Consider the following 19203-nt stretch of genomic DNA (forward strand, 5'->3'; position numbering starts at 1 on the left):
GAACGCGTAGGCTGTCCGCGGGGTTAGTTGTCTTCGTAGCCCCCTAGAGCTTCAGGAGCGATACGCATGTTTGAGCGGTTTACCGACCGAGCCCGCCGGGTGGTCGTGCTGGCCCAGGAAGAGGCCCGCATGCTCTCCCACAACTACATCGGGACCGAGCACATCCTGCTCGGCCTCATCCACGAGGGCGAGGGTGTCGCCGCGAAGGCTCTCGAGAGCCTCGACATCTCGCTCGAGGCCGTGCGCGCCCAGGTCGAGGAGATCATCGGCCAGGGCCAGCAGGCGCCGAGCGGGCACATCCCGTTCACCCCGCGCGCCAAGAAGGTCCTCGAGCTGTCCCTGCGCGAGGCGCTGCAGCTCGGCCACTCCTACATCGGCACCGAGCACATCCTGCTCGGCCTGATCCGTGAGGGCGAGGGCGTCGCCGCCCAGGTGCTGCAGAAGCTCGGCGCCGACCTCAACCGGGTCCGCCAGCAGGTCATCCAGCTGCTCTCCGGCTTCCAGGGCAAGGAGTCGTCCGGCTCCGCCGCGGCCGCCAGCGCCGCCGGCAGCGACGCGCCGTCGTCCTCGCTCGTGCTCGACCAGTTCGGTCGCAACCTCACCCAGGACGCCCGCGAGGGCAAGCTGGACCCGGTCATCGGCCGGGAGCAGGAGATCGAGCGGGTCATGCAGATCCTGTCTCGCCGTACGAAGAACAACCCGGTCCTCATCGGTGAGCCCGGCGTCGGCAAGACGACGATCGTCGAGGGCCTGGCCCAGGACATCGTCAAGGGCAACGTCCCCGAGACGCTCAAGGACAAGCAGATCTACACGCTCGACCTCGGCGCCCTCGTCGCCGGGTCGCGCTACCGCGGCGACTTCGAGGAGCGCCTGAAGAAGGTGCTCAAGGAGATCCGCACCCGCGGCGACATCGTGCTGTTCATCGACGAGATCCACACGCTCGTCGGCGCCGGCGCGGCCGAGGGTGCGATCGACGCCGCCAGCATCCTCAAGCCGATGCTGGCCCGTGGCGAGCTGCAGACCATCGGCGCGACCACCCTCGACGAGTACCGCAAGTACCTCGAGAAGGACGCCGCGCTGGAGCGCCGCTTCCAGCCGATCCAGGTCGCCGAGCCGTCGATCGCGCACACGATCGAGATGCTCAAGGGCCTGCGCGACCGCTACGAGGCACACCACCGCGTCACGATCACCGACGAGGCGCTGGTCTCGGCGGCGACCCTGGCCGACCGCTACATCTCCGACCGGTTCCTGCCGGACAAGGCCATCGACCTGATCGACGAGGCCGGCTCGCGGCTGCGGATCCGCCGGATGACGGCGCCCGCGGACCTGCGCGAGTACGACGACAAGATCGGCGAGGTGCGCCAGCGCAAGGAGGCCGCGATCGACGGCCAGGACTTCGAGGCTGCCGCGCGTCTCCGCGACGAGGAGAAGCAGCTCATCCTGAAGAAGTCCGAGCGCGAGAAGCAGTGGCGCGCTGGCGACATGGACGAGGTCGCGGAGGTCGACGAGGAGCTGATCGCCGAGGTCCTCGCGGTCGCCACCGGCATCCCGATCGTGAAGCTCTCCGAGGAGGAGTCGACCCGGCTGCTCAAGATGGAGGACGAGCTGCACAAGCGCGTCATCGGCCAGGACGAGGCCGTCAAGGCGCTCAGCCGCGCGATCCGTCGTACCCGTGCCGGCCTGAAGGACCCGAAGCGCCCCGGCGGTTCGTTCATCTTCGCCGGCCCGTCGGGTGTCGGTAAGACCTGGCTGTCCAAGACGCTCGCGGAGTTCCTCTTCGGCGACGAGGACTCGCTGATCCAGCTCGACATGTCGGAGTTCGGCGAGAAGCACACCGTCTCGCGGCTGTTCGGCTCGCCTCCGGGCTACGTCGGCTACGAGGAGGGCGGCCAGCTCACCGAGAAGGTGCGCCGCAAGCCGTTCTCGGTCGTGCTGTTCGACGAGGTCGAGAAGGCCCACCCGGACATCTTCAACAGCCTGCTGCAGATCCTCGAGGAAGGTCGCCTGACCGACTCGCAGGGCCGGGTGGTCGACTTCAAGAACACCGTGATCATCATGACCACGAACCTCGGTACCCGCGACATCGCCAAGGGCCTGAACCTCGGCTTCTCGTCGGCCGGCGACGCGGCTGGCTCGTACGAGCGGATGAAGGGCAAGGTGTCGGAGGAGCTCAAGCAGCACTTCCGCCCGGAGTTCCTCAACCGTGTCGACGAGATCATCGTGTTCCCGCCGCTGTCGCAGGAGCAGATCGTCCACATGGTCGACAACATGGTCGCCTCGGTGGAGCTGCGGATGCGCGACCGCGACATGCGGATCGAGCTGACCCAGGCCGCGAAGAACCTGCTCGCCGAGCGGGGCTTCGACCCGGTCCTGGGCGCCCGCCCGCTGCGCCGCACGATCCAGCGCGAGATCGAGGACGTGCTCGCCGAGAAGATGCTGTACGGCGAGGTCGGCCCCGGCCAGATCGTCCTGGTCGACGTCGAGGGCGAGGGCCCGACCGCCTCGTTCTCGTTCGCGGGCCAGAAGATGGGCGAGCTGCCCGACCTGCCGCCGTTCGAGGCGGCCGAGGTGGCCGCCACGGACGTCACGCCGACCGAGGGTCCCGACGACTCCGACAGCGGCACCGACGTACCGCGCACCACGGACTGACAGCTCCACCGCGACGGCCCGCCCCGGTTCCGGGGCGGGCCGTCGCGCATTTCTACGCCCGACTAGGTGCTTCTAGCGGAATCTAGGGAAGTGCGTAGACGTCCGGTCCCGCGTGGACCAGCAGCCCGTCCTCCACCAGGGACGCCAGGCAGCGGACCCGCTGGCCTTCGTCGCTCCAGGCGGCGTCCAGGCGACTCCGGTGCACCGGGCCGTCGGTGTCCCGCAGCACGGCCAGCAGCCGGCCGCGGCACTGCCGGTCGGTCCCCGCCCAGGCCTGGGCCTTGCGGGGCGGGCCGTCGTACGCCGGGTAGCCGGCCGCACGCCACGCACAGAGGTCGGCGACCGGACAGTCGCCGCACCTCGGGTTCGCTGCCGTGCAGACGAGCGCGCCGAGCTCCATGACCGCGACCGACCAGGTGGGCGCGTCGTCCGCGCCGGGCAGCACCGCGAGGGCGACCTCGCGCTCGGCCCTGGTGACGGCGGTCGAGGGGAACTCCACCCCCTGGATCACCCGCGCGAAGACCCGGCGGACGTTGGTGTCGAGCACGACGTGGCGCCGGCCGTAGGCGAACGTCGCGATCGCGGCGGCGGTGTAGTCGCCGATCCCGGGCAGCGCGCGGAGGTCGTCGTACCCGGCGGGCACCTCGCCGCCGTGCCGCTCGACGATCGCGGTGGCCGCGGCGTGCAGGCGCAGCGCCCGTCGCGGGTAGCCGAGCCGGCCCCAGGCCCGCACGGCCTCCCCGGACGGCTCGGCCGCCAGGTCCGCAGGTGTCGGCCAGCGGGACAGCCACTGCTCGTGGACCGGCAGCACGCGGGTGACCGGGGTCTGTTGGAGCATGAACTCCGAGACCATCACCGACCACGGCGACGCCGACGGTCCGCGCCAGGGCAGCTCGCGAGCGTGCTCGTCGTACCACTGCAGGACGGGTTGATGGAGTTCACTCATGTCCGCGCCATTGTCGCCGGAGTGGCACCACCCGTGGGACCGGGGCCGTGACTAGCGTTGCGGCATGCCAGCCATGACCCGCGGACCGCTGCCGGCGCGCGTCTACTGGACGCGTCGGATCTTCGTGCTCGGCACGGCGCTGCTGCTCGTGTTCGGCATCGCCCGGCTGCTCGGCAACGGCAGCGACGCGGCCGACAGCGGGGCCGCCCGGCTCACCGCCGACACCACCTCGACCTCGCCGACCGTCGATACCTCGACCACGCCGAGCGAGACGGCCAAGCCCGGCAGGAAGAACAAGAAGACCCAGGAGCCCGACCCCACGCCGACCCTCGCGGCCCCGACCGGTACCTGCAGCGGTGCCGACGTCGCGGTGACGCCGCAGGTGAAGAGCGCCGTGGGCGGGCGGCCGGTGCTGATCGTGCTGCAGCTGCGCACGATGGTGTCGGAGGCGTGCACCTGGCGGGTCGCGCCGGACTCGCTCGCCGTGTCGATCACGTCCGGCTCCGACGACATCTGGTCGAGCCGCGAGTGCCGCAAGGCGATCCCGGTCCGCGAGGTCGTCGTACGCAAGGCGGTCACGACGAACATCGGCGTCACCTGGAGCGCCAAGCGCTCCGACGAGACCTGCTCGCGGTTCGCCGACTGGGCGGGGACGGGTTGGTACCACGTCACCGCCGCCGCCCTCGGCGGCGAGCCGTCCGACCTCCAGTTCGAGCTGGTGAAGCCGACCCCGGCCACGATCACCCGGACGATCACGCCGAGCCCGACGGCGACGGCCAGCGGTCGCCCGGTGACCCCGTCGAACTCGCCGTCGGGTGCGGTCGAGCCGGACTAGACGCTGCTTCTCGGCCCGCGGGTCTCGATACGCCCGCCGGGTCTCGATACGCCCGCCGCGAGTTCGTTCCTCACTCGCGGCGTGCTACTCGACCACCGATGAGTCGAGCTCCTCGACCACCGATGAGCCGTGCTCCTCGACCACCGATGAGCCGTGCTCCTCGACCACCGATGAGCCGTGCTCCTCGACCACCGATGAGCCGTGCTCCTCGACCACCGATGAGCCGTGCTCCTCGACCACCGATGAGCCGTGCTCCTCGACCACCGACGAGCCGTGCTCCTCGACCACCGACGAGCCGTGCTACTCGACCGCCGACGCGTCGAGCTACTCGACCACCGATGGGCGGACGAGTGACGTCGTCACACGTACCGCTCGAGGATCGTCGACTCGGCCAGGCGCGACAGGCCCTCGCGGACGCTGCGGGCGCGCAGCTCGCCGACGCCGTCGACGGCCTGGAGGTCGTCGACCCCGGCCGAGAGCAGCTTCTGCAGGGTGCCGAAGTGGTCGACCAGCCGGTCGACCACGGTGGGTGGGAGCCGGGGGACCTTGGCGAGCAGCCGGTAGCCGCGCGGCGCGACAGCGCCGTCGAGGTGCTCGCCGTTGCCGAGCCCGAGGGCCTTGGCGGCGGCAGCGGGGTCGACCAGCTCGGTCGACGACAGCGCCTCCAGCCGGTTCAGCAGCTGGTCGGGCGTCTTGGAACGCCGCCCGGCGGGCAGGTAGTCGCGGATGACCAGCTCGCGCTCGGTGTCGACACCGGTCACCAGCTCCTCGAGCTGCAGGGACAGCAGGCGGCCGTCGGTGCCGAGCTCGAGCACGTAGTCCTCGATCTCGCTGGCGATCCGGGTGACCATCTCGAGCCGCTGCGCGACCACGGCCACGTCGCGCACGGTGACGAGGTCCTCGATCTCCAGCGCGGACAGGGTGCTCGACACCTCGTCGAGGCGGAGCTTGTAGCGCTCGAGGGTCGCCAGCGCCTGGTTCGCGCGCGACAGGATCTGGCCGGAGTCCTCGAGGACGTGGCGGGTCTCCCCGACGTACGCCGCGATGATCTGCATCGACTGCGACACCGAGATGACCGGGAAGCCGGTCTGCCGGGCGACGCGGTCGGCGGTGCGGTGCCGGGTGCCGGTCTCCTCGGACGGGATCGTGTGGTCGGGCATCAGGTGCACGGCCGCGCGCAGGATCCGGGTGACGTCCTTGTCGACGATGATCGCGCCGTCCATCTTGGCCAGCTCGCGCAGGCCGGTGGCGGTGAACGGGACGTCGAGGGTGAAGCCGCCGGTGGCGATCGAGTCCACGACCTTGTCGTGGCCCATCACGATCAGGGCGCCGGTGCGGCCACGCAGGATCCGCTCCAGACCGTCACGCAGCGGCGTGCCGGGGGCGATGGTGGCGAGAGTCGCGCGCAGGCGCAGCGTCTCGTCCGAGCGATCCGTGGCCACCTGCGGTCCTCCCCGTGTGATCGCGGCGTCGACGGCCGCTGGCACGGAGTCTAGGGTCTTGCTCCCACTCCGCGCGCAGACCGGTACCGAAGCGTTATCGAGCGTCCACGGCGTGCGGCCGCTCGTGCTCGGTCTGCAGCAGGTGCAGCAGCCGGAGCGCGGAGCGCACGTCGGGCACGTCGAGCACGCGCATCCCGTCGACCGTCCAGGACTCGGGGGAGCGGGCCGGCGGGCGGCCGGGCTCGGTGGGGACGACCGCGAGCTGGAACCCCAGGCGCGCGGCCTCGGCCAGCCGCAGCGGCAGGTCGCGCACCCGACGCAGCTCGCCGGACAGCCCGATCTCGCCCATCGCCACCACGCCCTTCGGCGCGGGGACGCCGCGGCTGGCGGACGTCAGCGCGATCGCCACCGCCAGGTCGCTGGCCGGCTCGACCACGCGGGCGCCGCCGACCGTCGAGGCGAACACGTCGAGCGTGTGCAGCCGGACCTGGCAGTGCTGCTGCAGCACCGCCATCACCATCGCCACGCGGGAGGAGTCCAGCCCGGACGTCGTACGCCGCGGTCGCTCGGCGGCGCTGTGCGTCACCAGGGCCTGCACCTCGGCGAGCATCGGGCGGCGTCCCTCCATCGTCACCGCGACGCAGGTGCCGGGAACCATCGCGTGGTGGTTCTCCACGAAGAGGCCGGTCGGGTCGGTGACCGCGGTGATGCCGTCGGCGCCGAGGTCGAAGCAGCCGACCTCGTCGACGGGGCCGAAGCGGTTCTTCATCGCGCGCACCATCCGGAAGCGGGAGTCGCGGTCGCCCTCGAAGTGCAGCACCACGTCGACGACGTGCTCGAGCACCCGCGGTCCGGCGATGGAGCCGTCCTTGGTGACGTGGCCGACGATCACCGTGGTGATGTTGCGGGTCTTCGCGACCCGGACCAGGGCGGCGGCGACCTCCTTGACCTGGGTGACGCCACCGGGAACCCCGTCGATGCCCGAGGCGCCGATGGTCTGGATCGAGTCGACGACCAGCAGCGTCGGTCGGACCTCCTCGATGTGGGTGAGCACGGCGCCGAGGTCGGTCTCGGCTGCGAGGTACAGCTCGTCGTGGACACCGCCGGTGCGGTCGGCGCGGAGCCGGACCTGGGAGGCGGACTCCTCGCCGGTGACGTAGAGGGTGCGGTGCCGGTGCCGCGCGGTCTGGGCGGCGACCTCGAGCAGCAGCGTGCTCTTGCCGACGCCGGGCTCGCCGGCGAGCAAGATCGCGGCGCCGGGCACCAGCCCGCCGCCGAGCACCCGGTCGAGCTCGGGCACCCCGCTGCTGCGGAACGCGGAGTTCTCGACCGACACCTGCCCGATCGGCACCGCCGGGGTCGAGACCGGGCTCGCCGACGTACGCCCCGCGGGCTGCGCCGCGGCCTCGGCCACCGAGCCCCACGCCTGGCACTCGCCGCAGCGGCCGACCCACTTGCCGGTCTCCCAGCCGCACTCGGAGCAACGGAAGGAGGGGCGCGGCGACTTCGGCATGCCACGAACGCTAGACGCCGGCACCGACAGCATTCGGGAGGACCGCCGGTCCTCGGACGGCTGGTGTCCTATGGTGGGCTTGGAACGATCAAGACGATCCCAGCACGTCGAGGAGGTGGGGTTGTCCAGGACGACGGGCCGCCCGCTCGGCCGAGGGACCACTCCCGTGGCGCAGCCTGCCCTCCCTCCGACGCTCGCAGACGTCGCCGAGCGCGCCGGTGTCTCCCGCCAGACGGTCTCCAACGCCGTCAACAACCCCGACCTGCTGCGCGCCGACACCCTCTCCCGCGTGCAGGAGGCGATCGCCGAGCTCGGGTACACGCCGAACCGCGCGGCGCGCAACCTGCGCACCCGCTCCTCCCAGCTGATCGGCCTGCGCTTCAGCCCGGTCCAGGAGGGGACGGCCAACGCCACGATGGACCGGTTCGTGCACTCGCTCGTGGAGACCACGCGCGAGGCGGGCTACCACGTGCTGCTGTTCGCCGGTGACGCCGTCGACCCGATCTCGGGCTACCAGGACCTGCTCCGCTCCACCGCGGTCGACGCGTTCGTCGTCACCGACACCTACCTCGGCAACCCGCAGGCCACCTGGCTCGAGGAGCGACGCGCGCCGTTCGTCGCGTTCGGCCGTCCGTGGGAGCACCCGGAGACCCGGCACCCGTGGGTCGACGTCGACGGCGCCGCCGGCACCGAGCTCGCGACGAACCACCTGCTGGGCCGCGGCCACCGCCGGATCGCCTGGATCGGCTGGCGCAAGGACTCCTGGATCGGCGAGGACCGCCGCTCCGGCTGGCTGCGCGCCATGCATGCGCGCGACCTCCCGACCACCGGACTGGCCTCCCGGGTCGAGGACACCGTCGCCAGCGGCCGGGAGGCCAGCTCGGTGCTGCTCGACGAGGCCCAGCCGTCGGCGTTCGTCTGCGCCTCCGACACCCTCGCCATGGGTGTCCTGCAGACCCTGGACGAGCGCGGTCTGCGCGCGGGTCGCGACGTCGCCGTCGTCGGCTTCGACGACTCCCAGGTCGCCCAGCTCGTCCCGCGCGGTCTGACCTCGGTGCGCCAGCCGCTCGAAGAGGTCGCGGTCCACATCGTGAAGGCCCTCGAGGGCCTGCTCACCACGCCGGCCGTCGTGGGCCCGGGCGTGCTGCTCGCCCCGACCCTGGCGCTGCGCGGCTCGACCTAGCGGGATTGCGCCGCCTACACCTTGCTCGCCACCACCGTGTAGTTCTCGGCCGCAGGGTCGAACGTGCTGATCTCCGTCCGTAGCCCGACCCGGTCCAGCTCGGCCTCGAGCTCCTCGTACCGGTAGGGCCAGCACGACAGCAGCTCCGAGCGGACCAGCACCGGCCCGGTCGCATCGACCTGCGCGACCGCGATCTCGATGTGGTGCTCCTCCTCCCAGCGCGGCGCAATCTCCCAGCGGTAGACCACGACGGCATCGCGACCGTTCCGGCGGACGAGTCGGTCACTGATGTCCAGCCGGGAACCTCTGGCCCTGACGAGCTCCCAGGTGCGGGAGGTGAGTACCAAGCGCCCGCCTCGGCGCAGAAGCCGTGACATCGACTCCAGGGCGGCAACCCTGCCTGTCGCGCCCGCGGCATGGTGCAGCGAGTTGCCCACGCAGAACACCAGGTCGAAGGTGGCGTCATCGAAATGGTCGGGCAGCTCCTGCCAGTCCGCCCGGAGTGTCCGGACGGATGCCTCGAACTCCTCGGACAGCTCCGCCGTACGACGAACCATCGCCTCGCTGGCGTCGGTAGCGACAACCTGCATGCCACGACCGGCGAGGCCGACCGCGAGCTGTCCCGTTCCGCACGAGCAGTCGAGGACGTGAGCGTCCGGCGGCAGGAGACCGAGGACGTCATCGAACGCCGCAGCGAACTCGGCCGGAGCCAGCTTCGCATCCGAGATGAGCCACTCGTACACCTCGGCAAGCTCGTGGTAACCGCTCACAACCACTACCTCCGTCACCCGGCAGACTCGGTGGAACACCAGTACACCAGCGGAGCACGTCGGTCCCCCCGTGGTTTCGCCATGGGGCATGAGTCCGCTCCGGCCGCGATGCGCGCGCTCGCGCCGATGAGCGGACGGGGAACCGAGGCCGGCGCGACCGCGTCACACTCGTGACCGAGTGAGCAAGGACTGGACCCCGATGATGCGGAATCGACTGACAGCGCGCACCCTGCTTCTGGTCGTGGTGACGTTGGTGATCGTCGCAGCCCTGGTCTATCTGTACCTGCTCCTCAATGCGGGCAGTACCAGCAGCGCGTAGTACACGCAGCCCGAACCGGCGCGCATGATTCGGCCGCGTGGCGTGCGCCCGCAGACGGACACTTCTTCCGCGAGTAGCGCGGTCATGCCGATGCGCGGGTGGCGCGCGTCGGCCCACGCCGCTCACCGTGCCTGGGTGTCGCGTGCGGGAACGGCGAGCACGGTCGAGCCGTCCGACCTGCATGCGAAGTTCGGCGGTTCTGCTCGCGACGACCATGGCGTTGCTGGTGATCGCGCCGTTTCCCGAGGCTCCCGCGTCTGCGTCCTGCGCGGCTCCGTACCTCATGGACGCTGAGGGGCGTGTCCTTCAGCGCGGCGCGACGACGACTGTCGAGGGCCGGGCGTTCGTCAACGGCTGTCAGGACAGCATGAGCTGCTCGGCTGGATGTCACGCGTGTGAGTACGACTCGCCTCCTGAGACGCCGATCGAGGATGTACGGCTGCAGCTGGCCCAGGACGGCCGCACCTGGGACCTCGACGTCGCAGACGCGGGAACCGAGAGGAACGACCAGTTCGGGTGGGTGACGTGGACCTTCGCCGTCCCCGCCGACGCGACACCCGGCCGGGCCAGGTTGATCCCCGAGCACGGTGAGCCCGCCAGCATCCGGATCAGGTGAGCCGACGCCGGACACCCGGCCCGTTGGGTCGACCGGCAACCCGAGAACGACCCTCTGCGAGGACGACTCCGACCAGTTCTAGAACTGACGGACGCCCGCTCAGGCCGCGATGCGCGTGCGCATCCCGGGCTCTGTGCGCTTGTGGCAGCGCACGCAGCCGAGGTACCGCTCGCCGTTCTCGTCATGCTGTGGCCCCCACCTGTGCCAACCGAGGCGGCACCGGAGTGGCTTCTTCGCCATCACCCCAGCCTGCTCTCCACGAGTCACGGTCTGCAAGCGGGCCGACGCACGAAATGCCACTGCGATGAAGGGCCGCCCGCTGCGTGTGCTCAGGCGCGCGATGCGCGCTCATGCCGATGTCCGCCCTGCGCGTCACTCGATGACAGTGACCTGCTCGTCGGCGTTGAACACTGCGATCTCGCCCCACTTGTTCGTCGGGCAGTCCGCGAGCGGCTCGGCGAAGTGTGCGTGCAAGTCGGAGAGATACGGATACCCACCGCCTCCACGGACTCGATCACCCCCGGCGATTACTTGTCCGTCAGACAACTCGACCGCCTGGCTCTCCGCATCCCAGGTGGTGCCGTGCGGCCAGATGACGGGATACTCGCCGACCAGCAGGCAACCCTTCGACAAAGTCAGGGTGCCCTCGATCAGTGCCTGCATGGCGTCGCCGTTCCCCTCGTCGGGGTGAGCGACGACTGGACCGTTCCCGTTCGAACCGGAGTCAACACCGGCGCTCTCATCGTCGCCGCAGGCAGCAACAAGCGTGACGAACAGAAGGATCGCAGCGGCCAGTTGCAGTTTTCTCACAGGCTTGGGACGTTCGCGCATGCCTCACGGTTGCACAAGAAACGTCCGCCTCTGCCGCGCTGAGTGCGCCTCCAAGGCGCGTCCTACCGCCGTGATCCGGACGCCCCAGCCGACGTACTTGCCTCGGGGGTTCCGGTTACGGGCGAGTTGGCGGATGCTGGATGCGACGACCCGGCAGTTCGAAGCGGGCCGCGTCCTAGCTGCGGAGGTAGCCATGAGGAACTCGACGGGGCTGGCCGGCGCCGCATTGCTCGTCGCGATGCTCACGGGTGCCCTTGCTCCCGCCTCTGCAGAGACGGTTCGTCGAGACGACTCGCGCAATGACGCACCAGCTCGTATCGACGTGTCCCGCGCGACCTATACCCACGCGCAGGAACAGGTCCGCGTTGTCGCTCGCATCCCGAACCTCGGACGTGGCGGTACAGCGGCGCTGAGCATCTCCCGGTTCGAGATCTTCGAAGCGGGCTTCGTCGTCGAGATCAAGAAGCGTGCGGGCAAGCCACCGCGCACCAGGCTCTTCTTCTTCAACCACTTCGATCTCGAACCACGGCGATGCGACGCCGTGACCGGAACCTGGGGCCGGCGCCGGGTGAGCCTGTCTGTCGACCGGGCCTGCCTTGATGGCCATGCACGTGAGCGGGTGTTCACCCAGTTCGGCATCCAGAGCGGCGCTCACGTCGACCGCGCTCCGGCGGTCAAGCGGCTTCGCCGGTCCTGATTAGTCAAGCGCCGGGGCCGCGCCGCCACCCTCGACTCGGCTCGCCGGAAGCTCGACTCCCCGTTGGCCTCCAGGCACCAGGCGCGCTCGTGCCGTCGCGTCCGGTCGAGGTGGCAGGATCCCAGGATGTCTTCGCGGCCATCCGACGTCCCACTGCCTGAGCCGCCAGGAGCGGGGCACCTGCCGCCCGAGGAGTTCCAGCGTTGGTACGGCGGGTGGGATCCGCTCAGCCCTAGCTCCATTGCTGAGTTCATGGCCGGATTCGACCGGCCCTGGTGGGTCATCGGCGGCTGGAGCATCGAGGCGTTCACCGGCATCCAGCGCGACCACGACGACATGGACATCTCGATCCTCTCCAGCGACGCTGAGGCGTTCCGGGTCTTCCTGGGCGACCGATGGACCCCGTGGAATGTGGACGACGGGTGGTTCCGGCCGTTCGACCATCGGTTCGCAGAGGTTCGGCCCGACAGCCAGCTGTGGGTGCGCCGTGACGCCCGGTCACCGTGGGTCCTTGACGTTCCGTTCACGCCGGACACCGATGGTCGCTGGACCAACAAGCGGCATCCAGCGCACACCGAGGACCTCGACGACGTCACCTGGGTGGCGCCCGACGGGCTGCGCTACGCCAAGCCTGAGGTCAGCCTGATGTTCAAGGCCGCACAGTCTCGCCCGAAGGACCGAGTGGACGCAGAGAACACGCTTCCCAGGCTCGATCCGACTGCGCGTGCCTGGCTCTCCGCCGCTGTTGGGCGCATCGACCCTCATCATCCCTGGGTCATGCGGTGAGCCATCACGGCAACGCACGCGTGAGGCGCTGGATGGGCGTGGTCCAAAACCGACGGGCGCGGACGAGCCCGTTCAGTGGCCGGTCGGGACGTCCGGCTACGAGACCTCGTAGTGCCGCCACCAGAGGTTGACCGCGTAGTCGACCTCGGTGCCCTCGTGGCCGGCCAGCACCTCGTCGGCGACCTCGCGCGTGAACTCGATGCGCACGACGGCCTCGAGGTCGGCGCGGGACGCGAACGACCAGCGCATGTCCACCGGCGTGCGTGACCAGCCCCGCGTCGACCAGAACCGCTGCACAGCAAGGGGATCGACCTCGGGGTAGCCGCGCCGGAACCACGCGCCGAACGTCGACCGCGTGGGGTCGTTGTCGATCACGAACGCCGTGCCGCCGCGACGTACGACGCGGTCGAGCTCGGCCAGCCCGGGTTCGCAGCCGGGGCCGAAGAAGTACGCCCAGCGGGCGTGCACGACGTCCACAGACGCATCCGGGAGCGGCAGCGACTGTGCGGTGCCCTGGTGCACGGCGACGTTCGCGAGCCTGCGCGTACGACGTCGCGCCAGGGCCGCGAGGTCACCGTGCGGCTCCACGCCGACCACCGAGGCGGCCGTGGTCGCGAACCACGGCAGGTGGAAGCCGGTGCCGCAGCCGACGTCGAGCACGGTGCGCCCGGCCCAGGACGCGACGTCCTGCATGGCCGCGGCGATCCGCCCGTCGGGGTCGACCGCGTGGTTCTCGATCTCGTACGTACCCGGGGTGTTCCAGATGTTGGGGCTCGGCCGAGCCCCAGGCGACACGGTCAGAGACGAACCAGACCGTTCGGCGTCTGGACCTGGACGGCGAGGATGCCCGGGGTGCCGTTGGGGGCGACCCACTCGACCTTCACGTCCTCCAGCGGAGCCTCGACGGTCTCGCCGAGCCAGTCGCTGACGCGCTTCGGGTCACCGGCGATCTCCAGGCAGGCAAGGGAGAACGACTCGTCGGCGCCCGCGCTCGGGTGCATCGCGGCCGGGCTCTCCCACTGGATGAAGAACGGCAGCTGCGGGTCCTGGATCAGGCCGTTGATGCCGATCTGCTTCCACTGCAGGTTCTCGCCGTCGGGGCGGTGCCGGTTGCCGTTCACGGCCTCGCGGCCGAGACGCTTCTCGACGATCGCGATGTCGCTGACCGCGACGACCCAGCCGAGCCAGCCGCCGCCGAGGAGGGAGCGGGCGCGGACGGCCTGACCGAACGGGGCCTTGTCCGAGGCGGGGTGGTCGAGCACCTCGACCACTTCGATGTACGTGTTGCCGGCGAGCGGCAGGATCATGTTGCGGGTCCCGAAACGCGGGTGGACTCCGCCGTCGACGAAGTCCTTGCCGAGCAACCCCCCGATGCGCTGGGCAGTGCTGGCGAGCCCATCAGGTCCTGCTGCGAAAGAGAGATGGTCCAGGCGCATACAGGGATTCTCGGCATGTGCCCGACGTCACTGAACATCGGGGTCGCTTCTTCTTGACGTCGAGAGAAATTTCAGTGCGGGTCTGCGGGATGCAGCGCGAGCGCCGATCGCGACCGCACATGGGCCTCGCAGTGGCGCACCAGCTCGATGTACGCGGGGCGTCCCATCAGCGCGACCAGCTCGGCCTCGTGCGTGACGTACACGGGCTCCGGCGCGACGTGCGCCTCGGTGTTGCCCGAGCAGTACCAGTCGAGGTCATGGCCCCCGGGACCCCAGCCCCGCCGGTCGTACTCGCCGATCGAGACCTCGGTGTACGTCGACCCGTCCTGGCGGGTGACCTCGCGGAACGTACGCCGGATCGGCAGCTGCCAGCACACGTCCGGCTTGGTCTCGACCGGGTTCTTCTCGATCACGTACGCCAGTGCGTGCAGGGCGCAGCCCGCGCCGAGGTGGAAGTCGTTGCGGTTGTGGAACACGCACGCCTGCTGGCCGTCGACGGTCGTCGTGCGCGTCTTGCGCTCGCCGTCGTCGTCGAGCTCCACCCAGTCCTTCGTGCGGACCTTGCGGCCCTTCGGCTTCTGCTGCCACAGCTCGTCGTCGAGCATCTCGACGTACGCCTTGACCCGCTTCTCGTCGTCCTTGTCGGCGAAGTGCGCGCCGAGCGTGCAGCAGCCGACATCGGGAGCGTCGGCGTAGATGCCCTGGCAGCCCTGGCCGAAGATGCACATGAAGCTCGACGTCAGCCAGGTCAGGTCGCAGCGCAACATCTCCGTCTCGTCGGCCGGGTTCACGAACTCGACGAACGCACGGGGGAACACCAGGTCGACTTCAGGCACGGGCCAACCCTACGGGCTCCAACTACGGTGGACGGATGCGAGCGCTCGGGCTGGTGGCAGCAGTCACCGCAACGCTGTTGCTCGCCTCGGGATGTTCCTCGGGCGAGGAGGATCGCCGGACGTCGGCTCCGGAGACCTGCAAGGTCAGCATCGACCGGGTCGAGGTCGAGCGCGAGCGGCTCGAGTGGCTCGACCGCCGGGGCCCGAACATCGACCGCGACCTCAGTGCGACCCGGTTGCCGGGGCGCGGCCTGTGCGTGGAGATCGTGACCGACCACGCCGACCCGGGGTCGACGGCGGTCTCGTACAGCATCGTGGCGCGCCAGGGCGACCAGGAGTGGCGCACCGAGGGGGTGGACCCGTCCGGGCAGCTGCCGATGCGCGTCGACACCTCCGGATGCGTTCGGGTGACCGGCGAGCTCGGCGTGCTCGGCCAGGACGGCGAGACGTACCCGTACCGCGCGCGGATGTCCGTCGGCTGCGATGGCCGAGAGGCCGGGGGCAGGCACTAGTACCGTGGACCCATGCGCCTGGGCGTCCTCGACATCGGGTCCAACACCGGGCATCTCCTGGTCGTCGACGCGCACCGGGGTGCCGCCCCGCTGCCGGCGTACTCCTACAAGGAGCCGCTGCGCCTCGCCGAGCACCTCGACGAGGCGGGAGCCGTGACCCAGCAGGGGATCGACGCGCTCGCGGCCTTCACCACCCAGGCGATCCGGGTCGCGGAGGACAAGGGCTGCGAGGACATGCTCGCGTTCGCGACGTCCGCCGTGCGCGACGCGGTGAACTCCGAGGCGGTGCTCGCCGAGGTCGAGCAGCGCAGCGGCCAGGCCATCGCGGTGCTCTCCGGCGAGGACGAGGCGCGGCTGACCTTCCTCGCCGTACGCCGCTGGCTCGGCTGGTCGGCCGGCCGGCTCTCGGTCTTCGACATCGGCGGTGGCTCGCTCGAGATCGCCGGCGGCGCGGACGAGGCGCCGGACGTCGCGTGGTCGCTGCCGCTCGGCGCGGCGCGACTGGCGCGCCAGCACTTCGCGGGCCGGGTGCCCGACGAGGACGAGATCCGCGCGCTGCGCAAGCAGATCCGTGCCGAGGTCGCGCACGATGCCGGGCGCCTGCTGCGCGCGGGGACGCCCGACCACGCCGCGGCGACGTCCAAGACGTTCCGGTCGCTGGCCCGGATCTGCGGGGCCGCGCCGTCGGCCGACGGGCCGCTCGTGCCGCGCTCCATCCCGGCCTCCACGCTCGCGGAGTGGATCCCCAAGCTGGTCGCGATGACGCCCGACGAGCTCGCGTCGCTGCCGGGTGTCTCGGCCAGCCGCAGCCACCAGATCGTGCCGGGCGCCCTGGTCGCCGAGGCCGTGATGGACATCTTCGACCTCCCGGCGCTCGAGGTCTGCCCCTGGGCGCTGCGTGAGGGCGTGATCCTGCAGCGCCTCGACCAGATCACGGGACGGGGCTGACGTGGCACGGGTCGGCCTCTCGACGGTCTCGGTCTACCCCGAGTCCTCCGCCCACGCGTTCTCGTACGCCGCCTCGCTCGGCTACGACTCGATCGAGGTGATGGTCGGGATCGACGCGCTCAGCCAGCAGACCGCCGCGATCAAGCAGCTGTCCGAGCACCACGGCGTGCCGGTGTCCGCCGTGCACGCGCCCTGCCTGCTGTTCACGCAGCGGGTCTGGGGCACCGAGCCGTGGGGCAAGCTCGAGAGGTCCGCGGACATGGCCCAGGCCCTCGGCGCAGACGTGGTCGTCGTGCACCCGCCGTTCCGCTGGCAGAAGCAGTACGCCGCGAGCTTCGTCGACGGCATCGCGGCGCTCGAGTCGTCGACCGGCATCCGCTTCGCGGTCGAGAACATGTACCCCTGGCGGGCGTCGAGCCGCCGCGGCATGGAGATGTACCTGCCCGGCTGGGACCCGTCCGAGGAGTCCTACGCCAACATGACCATCGACCTGTCCCACGCGTCGATCGCGCACTCGGACGTGATCGAGATGGCGCAGCGGATGGGTGACCGGCTGCGGCACATCCACCTCACCGACGGCACGGGGTCCGCGAAGGACGAGCACCTGGTGCCCGGCCGCGGGGTCATGAACGCCGCCGGGTTCCTGCGCCACCTCGCGTCGGTCGGGTTCGACGGCGAGATCGTGCTGGAGATCAACACCCGCAAGTGCAAGGACGCCGTCGAGCGCGAGGCCGACCTCCGGGAGTCGCTGGAGTTCGCTCGCGAGCACGCGCGCGTGGACGTCCCGTGAGCACGGCGGCGCCGCGCCGCGGTCGCCGCCCGGGAGCCCCCGACACCCGCGCGGCCATCCTGGCGGCGGCCCGCGAGCTGTTCGCCGCGCAGGGGTACGCCGGCACCTCCGTGCGGTCGATCGCCGCGTCCGCCGGCGTCGACGCCGCACTCGTGCACCACTACTTCGGCACCAAGGACGACCTGTTCGTGGCCGCCCTCGAGCTGCCGGTCGACCCGCGCGAACGGCTGGCCGGGGTGATCGCCGAGGGGCCGGACGGTGCGGGCGAGCGGATGGTGCGGACCTTCCTCTCGGTCTGGGACGACCCGGAGCACCAGCTCCCGCTGCTCGGCCTGGCGCGCAGCATCCTCGACCCGTCCGGCCAGCGGCTGCTGCGCGACGGCTTCCTGCCCGCGGTCCTGCACCCCGTCGGGGTCGCGCTGGGCATCGACCGGCCGGAGGTGCGGATGTCGCTGGTGGCCAGCCAGATGGTCGGCCTGATCGTCACCCGCTACGTGCTCGAGGTCGAGCCGGTCGCGTCCCTGCCGGCCGAGGACCTCGTGGCGATCTACGGCCCGACCCTCCAGCGCTACCTCACGGGACCCTTGCCCTGAGCCGCCTGCCGGCACCATAATTCATCACATGGTGAAAAACGCAGTCGAGATCCGCGGGCTGCGCGTCGTGCGCGGCGACCGCCCCGTGCTCGACCAGCTGGACGTCACGATCGGTGGTGGTGTCACCGGCCTGCTCGGCCCGTCCGGCTGCGGCAAGTCGACGCTGATGCGCTGCCTGGTCGGCGTGCAGCGGGTCGCCGGCGGGACCGTCAGCGTGTTCGGTCGTCCCGCGGGCAGCCGGGGCCTGCGCGACAAGGTCGGCTACGTCACCCAGGCGGCCAGCGTGTACGACGACCTGACCGTCGCCGAGAACCTGCACTTCTTCGCCCGCGTCCTCGGTGTCGGCTCGCCGGAGGTCGACCGCGTGATCGAGGAGGTCGACCTGGCAGGCCAGCGCGACCGGGTGGTCGGCCGGCTCAGCGGCGGCCAGCGCGGCCGCGCCAGCCTGGCGGTCGCGCTGCTCGGGACGCCGGACCTGCTGGTGCTCGACGAGCCCACCGTCGGCCTCGACCCGGTGCTCCGCGTCGAGCTGTGGGCGCTGTTCCACCGGCTCGCCGACGCGGGTACCGCGGTGCTCGTCAGCAGCCACGTGATGGACGAGGCCGAGCGCTGCAGCCGGCTGCTGCTGATGCGCGAGGGCCGGATCATCGCCGACGGGACGCCTGCCGAGATCAAGGAGAAGGCGGGCGTCGACGACGTGGAGTCGGCGTTCCTCGCGATCGTCCGCGAGGACACCGCATGAGTCCCCGGATCCTCGGCGCCGTCGCCGGCCGCGTGCTGGTGCAGCTGCGGCGCGACCACCGCACGCTCGCGATGCTCCTCGTGCTGCCGTGCGCGCTGATCACCCTGCTGTGGTGGATGTTCGAGGACACCCCGATCTTCGACGAGGTCGGGCCGGCGCTGCTCGCGCTGTTCCCGTTCATCGTGATGTTCCTGGTGACCAGCGTGACCACGCTGCGCGAGCGCAGCGGCGGCACGCTCGAGCGACTGCTCGCGATGCCGATGGGCAAGCTCGACTTCCTGCTCGGGTACGGCGTCGCGTTCGGCGTGGTCGCCGCGGTCCAGTCGGTGCTCGCCGTGGGGCTCAGCGTCACGCTGCTCGACCTCGACGTGCAGGGCCCGGTCTGGCTGCTCACGGTGGTCGCGGTCGTCGACGCCGTGCTGGGCACCGCGCTCGGCCTGTTCGTCAGTGCCTTCGCGCAGACGGAGTTCCAGGCGGTGCAGTTCATGCCGCTGATCGTGATCCCGCAGATCCTGCTGTGCGGACTGTTCGTGCCGCGCGACCAGCTCCCCGACGCGCTCAGCGTGATCAGCGACCTGCTGCCGCTGAGCTACGCCGTCGACGCGATGACGACACTGACCACGACGACCGAGACGGGCGACGTGTGGGTCGACCTCGCGGTGGTCGCCGCGTTCGCCGTCGGTGCCCTGGCGCTCGGTGCGGCGACCCTGCGGCGGCGTACCCCCTGACGGCGCCGCGAAATCGGGGTTCGGGGCGCCC

The 19203-nt window shown here is 70.8% G+C and carries 22 protein-coding genes; 13 read left to right on the forward strand and 9 right to left on the reverse strand.

Annotated features, from left to right (window positions below):
• Positions 1-66: 66 nt before the first annotated feature.
• Positions 67-2649 carry an ATP-dependent Clp protease ATP-binding subunit gene (locus tag MJ604_RS00150; RefSeq protein WP_243056251.1) on the forward strand — a complete coding sequence of 861 codons (2583 nt, stop codon included), beginning with the start codon at positions 67-69 and terminating at the stop codon, positions 2647-2649.
• An 82-nt stretch (positions 2650-2731) separates the two neighbouring features.
• On the opposite strand, the gene MJ604_RS00155 is transcribed toward MJ604_RS00150, so the two are convergent.
• Complete coding sequence (locus tag MJ604_RS00155; RefSeq protein ID WP_243056252.1) at positions 2732-3595, reverse strand: A/G-specific adenine glycosylase; 864 nt, start codon at positions 3593-3595, stop codon at positions 2732-2734.
• Positions 3596-3659: 64 nt separating this feature from the next.
• Here MJ604_RS00155 and MJ604_RS00160 point away from each other — a divergent pair, with 64 nt between their 5' ends.
• Positions 3660-4430 (forward strand): hypothetical protein, encoded by a 771-nt coding sequence (locus MJ604_RS00160; protein ID WP_243056253.1) that lies wholly within the window; start codon positions 3660-3662, stop codon positions 4428-4430.
• An 84-nt stretch (positions 4431-4514) separates the two neighbouring features.
• Here MJ604_RS00160 and MJ604_RS00165 read toward each other — a convergent pair whose 3' ends face one another.
• From MJ604_RS00165 to radA, 3 genes are all read right to left on the reverse strand, one after another.
• A complete protein-coding gene (locus tag MJ604_RS00165) occupies positions 4515-4718 on the reverse strand; it encodes a hypothetical protein (protein WP_243056254.1) in 204 nt (67 codons plus the stop codon).
• Positions 4719-4789: 71 nt separating this feature from the next.
• Positions 4790-5872: a DNA integrity scanning diadenylate cyclase DisA gene (disA, locus tag MJ604_RS00170; protein ID WP_243056255.1), complete on the reverse strand. Its 1083-nt coding sequence runs from the start codon at positions 5870-5872 to the stop codon at positions 4790-4792.
• A gap of 94 nt (positions 5873-5966) precedes the next feature.
• Positions 5967-7385: a DNA repair protein RadA gene (radA, locus tag MJ604_RS00175; protein ID WP_243056256.1), complete on the reverse strand. Its 1419-nt coding sequence runs from the start codon at positions 7383-7385 to the stop codon at positions 5967-5969.
• A 166-nt stretch (positions 7386-7551) separates the two neighbouring features.
• Between radA and MJ604_RS00180 the strand changes: the two genes are divergently transcribed.
• Entirely contained in the window at positions 7552-8568 is a 1017-nt protein-coding gene (locus MJ604_RS00180) for a LacI family DNA-binding transcriptional regulator (protein ID WP_243056257.1), read from the forward strand.
• A gap of 14 nt (positions 8569-8582) precedes the next feature.
• On the opposite strand, the gene MJ604_RS00185 is transcribed toward MJ604_RS00180, so the two are convergent.
• Positions 8583-9377: a class I SAM-dependent methyltransferase gene (locus MJ604_RS00185; protein WP_243056258.1), complete on the reverse strand. Its 795-nt coding sequence runs from the start codon at positions 9375-9377 to the stop codon at positions 8583-8585.
• A 139-nt stretch (positions 9378-9516) separates the two neighbouring features.
• Between MJ604_RS00185 and MJ604_RS00190 the strand changes: the two genes are divergently transcribed.
• Both MJ604_RS00190 and MJ604_RS00195 read left to right on the forward strand, forming a co-directional pair.
• Positions 9517-9657: a hypothetical protein gene (locus MJ604_RS00190; RefSeq protein WP_243056259.1), complete on the forward strand. Its 141-nt coding sequence runs from the start codon at positions 9517-9519 to the stop codon at positions 9655-9657.
• A 214-nt stretch (positions 9658-9871) separates the two neighbouring features.
• Positions 9872-10273, forward strand: a complete 402-nt coding sequence (locus MJ604_RS00195; protein WP_243056260.1) for a hypothetical protein — start codon at positions 9872-9874, stop codon at positions 10271-10273.
• 372 nt (positions 10274-10645) lie between these two features.
• On the opposite strand, the gene MJ604_RS00200 is transcribed toward MJ604_RS00195, so the two are convergent.
• The gene (locus tag MJ604_RS00200; RefSeq protein ID WP_243056261.1) at positions 10646-11104 is read right to left on the reverse strand and encodes a hypothetical protein; all 459 of its coding nucleotides are present in this window, start codon (positions 11102-11104) and stop codon (positions 10646-10648) included.
• Positions 11105-11297: 193 nt separating this feature from the next.
• Here MJ604_RS00200 and MJ604_RS00205 point away from each other — a divergent pair, with 193 nt between their 5' ends.
• Together MJ604_RS00205 and MJ604_RS00210 are read left to right on the forward strand one after the other, a co-directional pair.
• Positions 11298-11801: a hypothetical protein gene (locus MJ604_RS00205; RefSeq protein WP_243056262.1), complete on the forward strand. Its 504-nt coding sequence runs from the start codon at positions 11298-11300 to the stop codon at positions 11799-11801.
• A gap of 252 nt (positions 11802-12053) precedes the next feature.
• Positions 12054-12587 carry a nucleotidyltransferase domain-containing protein gene (locus MJ604_RS00210; protein ID WP_243056263.1) on the forward strand — a complete coding sequence of 178 codons (534 nt, stop codon included), beginning with the start codon at positions 12054-12056 and terminating at the stop codon, positions 12585-12587.
• Between the two features lie 96 nt (positions 12588-12683).
• Here MJ604_RS00210 and MJ604_RS00215 read toward each other — a convergent pair whose 3' ends face one another.
• From MJ604_RS00215 to MJ604_RS00225, 3 genes are all read right to left on the reverse strand, one after another.
• The gene (locus MJ604_RS00215; RefSeq protein ID WP_243056264.1) at positions 12684-13382 is read right to left on the reverse strand and encodes a class I SAM-dependent methyltransferase; all 699 of its coding nucleotides are present in this window, start codon (positions 13380-13382) and stop codon (positions 12684-12686) included.
• Positions 13383-13384: 2 nt separating this feature from the next.
• Entirely contained in the window at positions 13385-14023 is a 639-nt protein-coding gene (locus MJ604_RS00220) for a VOC family protein (RefSeq protein ID WP_243056265.1), read from the reverse strand.
• Positions 14024-14094: 71 nt separating this feature from the next.
• Positions 14095-14859, reverse strand: coding sequence for a hypothetical protein (locus MJ604_RS00225; RefSeq protein ID WP_243056266.1), 765 nt, complete (start codon positions 14857-14859; stop codon positions 14095-14097).
• Between the two features lie 35 nt (positions 14860-14894).
• On the opposite strand from MJ604_RS00225, the gene MJ604_RS00230 reads away from it, so the two are divergent.
• Genes MJ604_RS00230 through MJ604_RS00255 form a run of 6 tightly spaced genes read left to right on the forward strand, consistent with a single transcriptional unit; the run spans position 14895 to position 19172 of the window.
• Positions 14895-15371 carry a hypothetical protein gene (locus MJ604_RS00230; RefSeq protein ID WP_243056267.1) on the forward strand — a complete coding sequence of 159 codons (477 nt, stop codon included), beginning with the start codon at positions 14895-14897 and terminating at the stop codon, positions 15369-15371.
• Positions 15372-15383: 12 nt separating this feature from the next.
• A complete protein-coding gene (locus MJ604_RS00235) occupies positions 15384-16319 on the forward strand; it encodes a Ppx/GppA phosphatase family protein (RefSeq protein ID WP_243056268.1) in 936 nt (311 codons plus the stop codon).
• 1 nt (position 16320) lies between these two features.
• Positions 16321-17109, forward strand: coding sequence for a sugar phosphate isomerase/epimerase (locus MJ604_RS00240; protein WP_243056269.1), 789 nt, complete (start codon positions 16321-16323; stop codon positions 17107-17109).
• A complete protein-coding gene (locus MJ604_RS00245) occupies positions 17106-17702 on the forward strand; it encodes a TetR family transcriptional regulator (protein ID WP_243056270.1) in 597 nt (198 codons plus the stop codon). Before MJ604_RS00240 ends, MJ604_RS00245 begins: the two co-directional genes overlap by 4 nt.
• A gap of 28 nt (positions 17703-17730) precedes the next feature.
• Entirely contained in the window at positions 17731-18444 is a 714-nt protein-coding gene (locus tag MJ604_RS00250) for an ABC transporter ATP-binding protein (RefSeq protein ID WP_243056271.1), read from the forward strand.
• Entirely contained in the window at positions 18441-19172 is a 732-nt protein-coding gene (locus MJ604_RS00255) for an ABC transporter permease (protein WP_243056272.1), read from the forward strand. Before MJ604_RS00250 ends, MJ604_RS00255 begins: the two co-directional genes overlap by 4 nt.
• Positions 19173-19203: the final 31 nt, after the last annotated feature.

It is taken from the genome of Nocardioides sp. SR21, from assembly GCF_022761125.1.
Taxonomy (GTDB): Bacteria; Actinomycetota; Actinomycetes; order Propionibacteriales; family Nocardioidaceae; genus Nocardioides.

Excerpts from the sequence above, each read along its gene's own strand:
- MJ604_RS00210 (WP_243056263.1), top strand. The coding sequence starts at position 12,054 with ATGGCCGGATTCGACCGGCCCTGGTGGGTCATCGGCGGCTGGAGCATC.
- MJ604_RS00205 (WP_243056262.1), top strand. The coding sequence starts at position 11,298 with ATGAGGAACTCGACGGGGCTGGCCGGCGCCGCATTGCTCGTCGCGATG.
- MJ604_RS00150 (WP_243056251.1), top strand. The coding sequence starts at position 67 with ATGTTTGAGCGGTTTACCGACCGAGCCCGCCGGGTGGTCGTGCTGGCC.
- MJ604_RS00160 (WP_243056253.1), top strand. The coding sequence starts at position 3,660 with ATGCCAGCCATGACCCGCGGACCGCTGCCGGCGCGCGTCTACTGGACG.
- radA (WP_243056256.1), bottom strand. The coding sequence starts at position 7,385 with ATGCCGAAGTCGCCGCGCCCCTCCTTCCGTTGCTCCGAGTGCGGCTGG.
- MJ604_RS00235 (WP_243056268.1), top strand. The coding sequence starts at position 15,384 with ATGCGCCTGGGCGTCCTCGACATCGGGTCCAACACCGGGCATCTCCTG.
- MJ604_RS00155 (WP_243056252.1), bottom strand. The coding sequence starts at position 3,595 with ATGAGTGAACTCCATCAACCCGTCCTGCAGTGGTACGACGAGCACGCT.
- MJ604_RS00195 (WP_243056260.1), top strand. The coding sequence starts at position 9,872 with ATGGCGTTGCTGGTGATCGCGCCGTTTCCCGAGGCTCCCGCGTCTGCG.
- MJ604_RS00250 (WP_243056271.1), top strand. The coding sequence starts at position 17,731 with ATGGTGAAAAACGCAGTCGAGATCCGCGGGCTGCGCGTCGTGCGCGGC.
- MJ604_RS00230 (WP_243056267.1), top strand. The coding sequence starts at position 14,895 with ATGCGAGCGCTCGGGCTGGTGGCAGCAGTCACCGCAACGCTGTTGCTC.
- MJ604_RS00200 (WP_243056261.1), bottom strand. The coding sequence starts at position 11,104 with ATGCGCGAACGTCCCAAGCCTGTGAGAAAACTGCAACTGGCCGCTGCG.
- MJ604_RS00255 (WP_243056272.1), top strand. The coding sequence starts at position 18,441 with ATGAGTCCCCGGATCCTCGGCGCCGTCGCCGGCCGCGTGCTGGTGCAG.
- MJ604_RS00220 (WP_243056265.1), bottom strand. The coding sequence starts at position 14,023 with ATGCGCCTGGACCATCTCTCTTTCGCAGCAGGACCTGATGGGCTCGCC.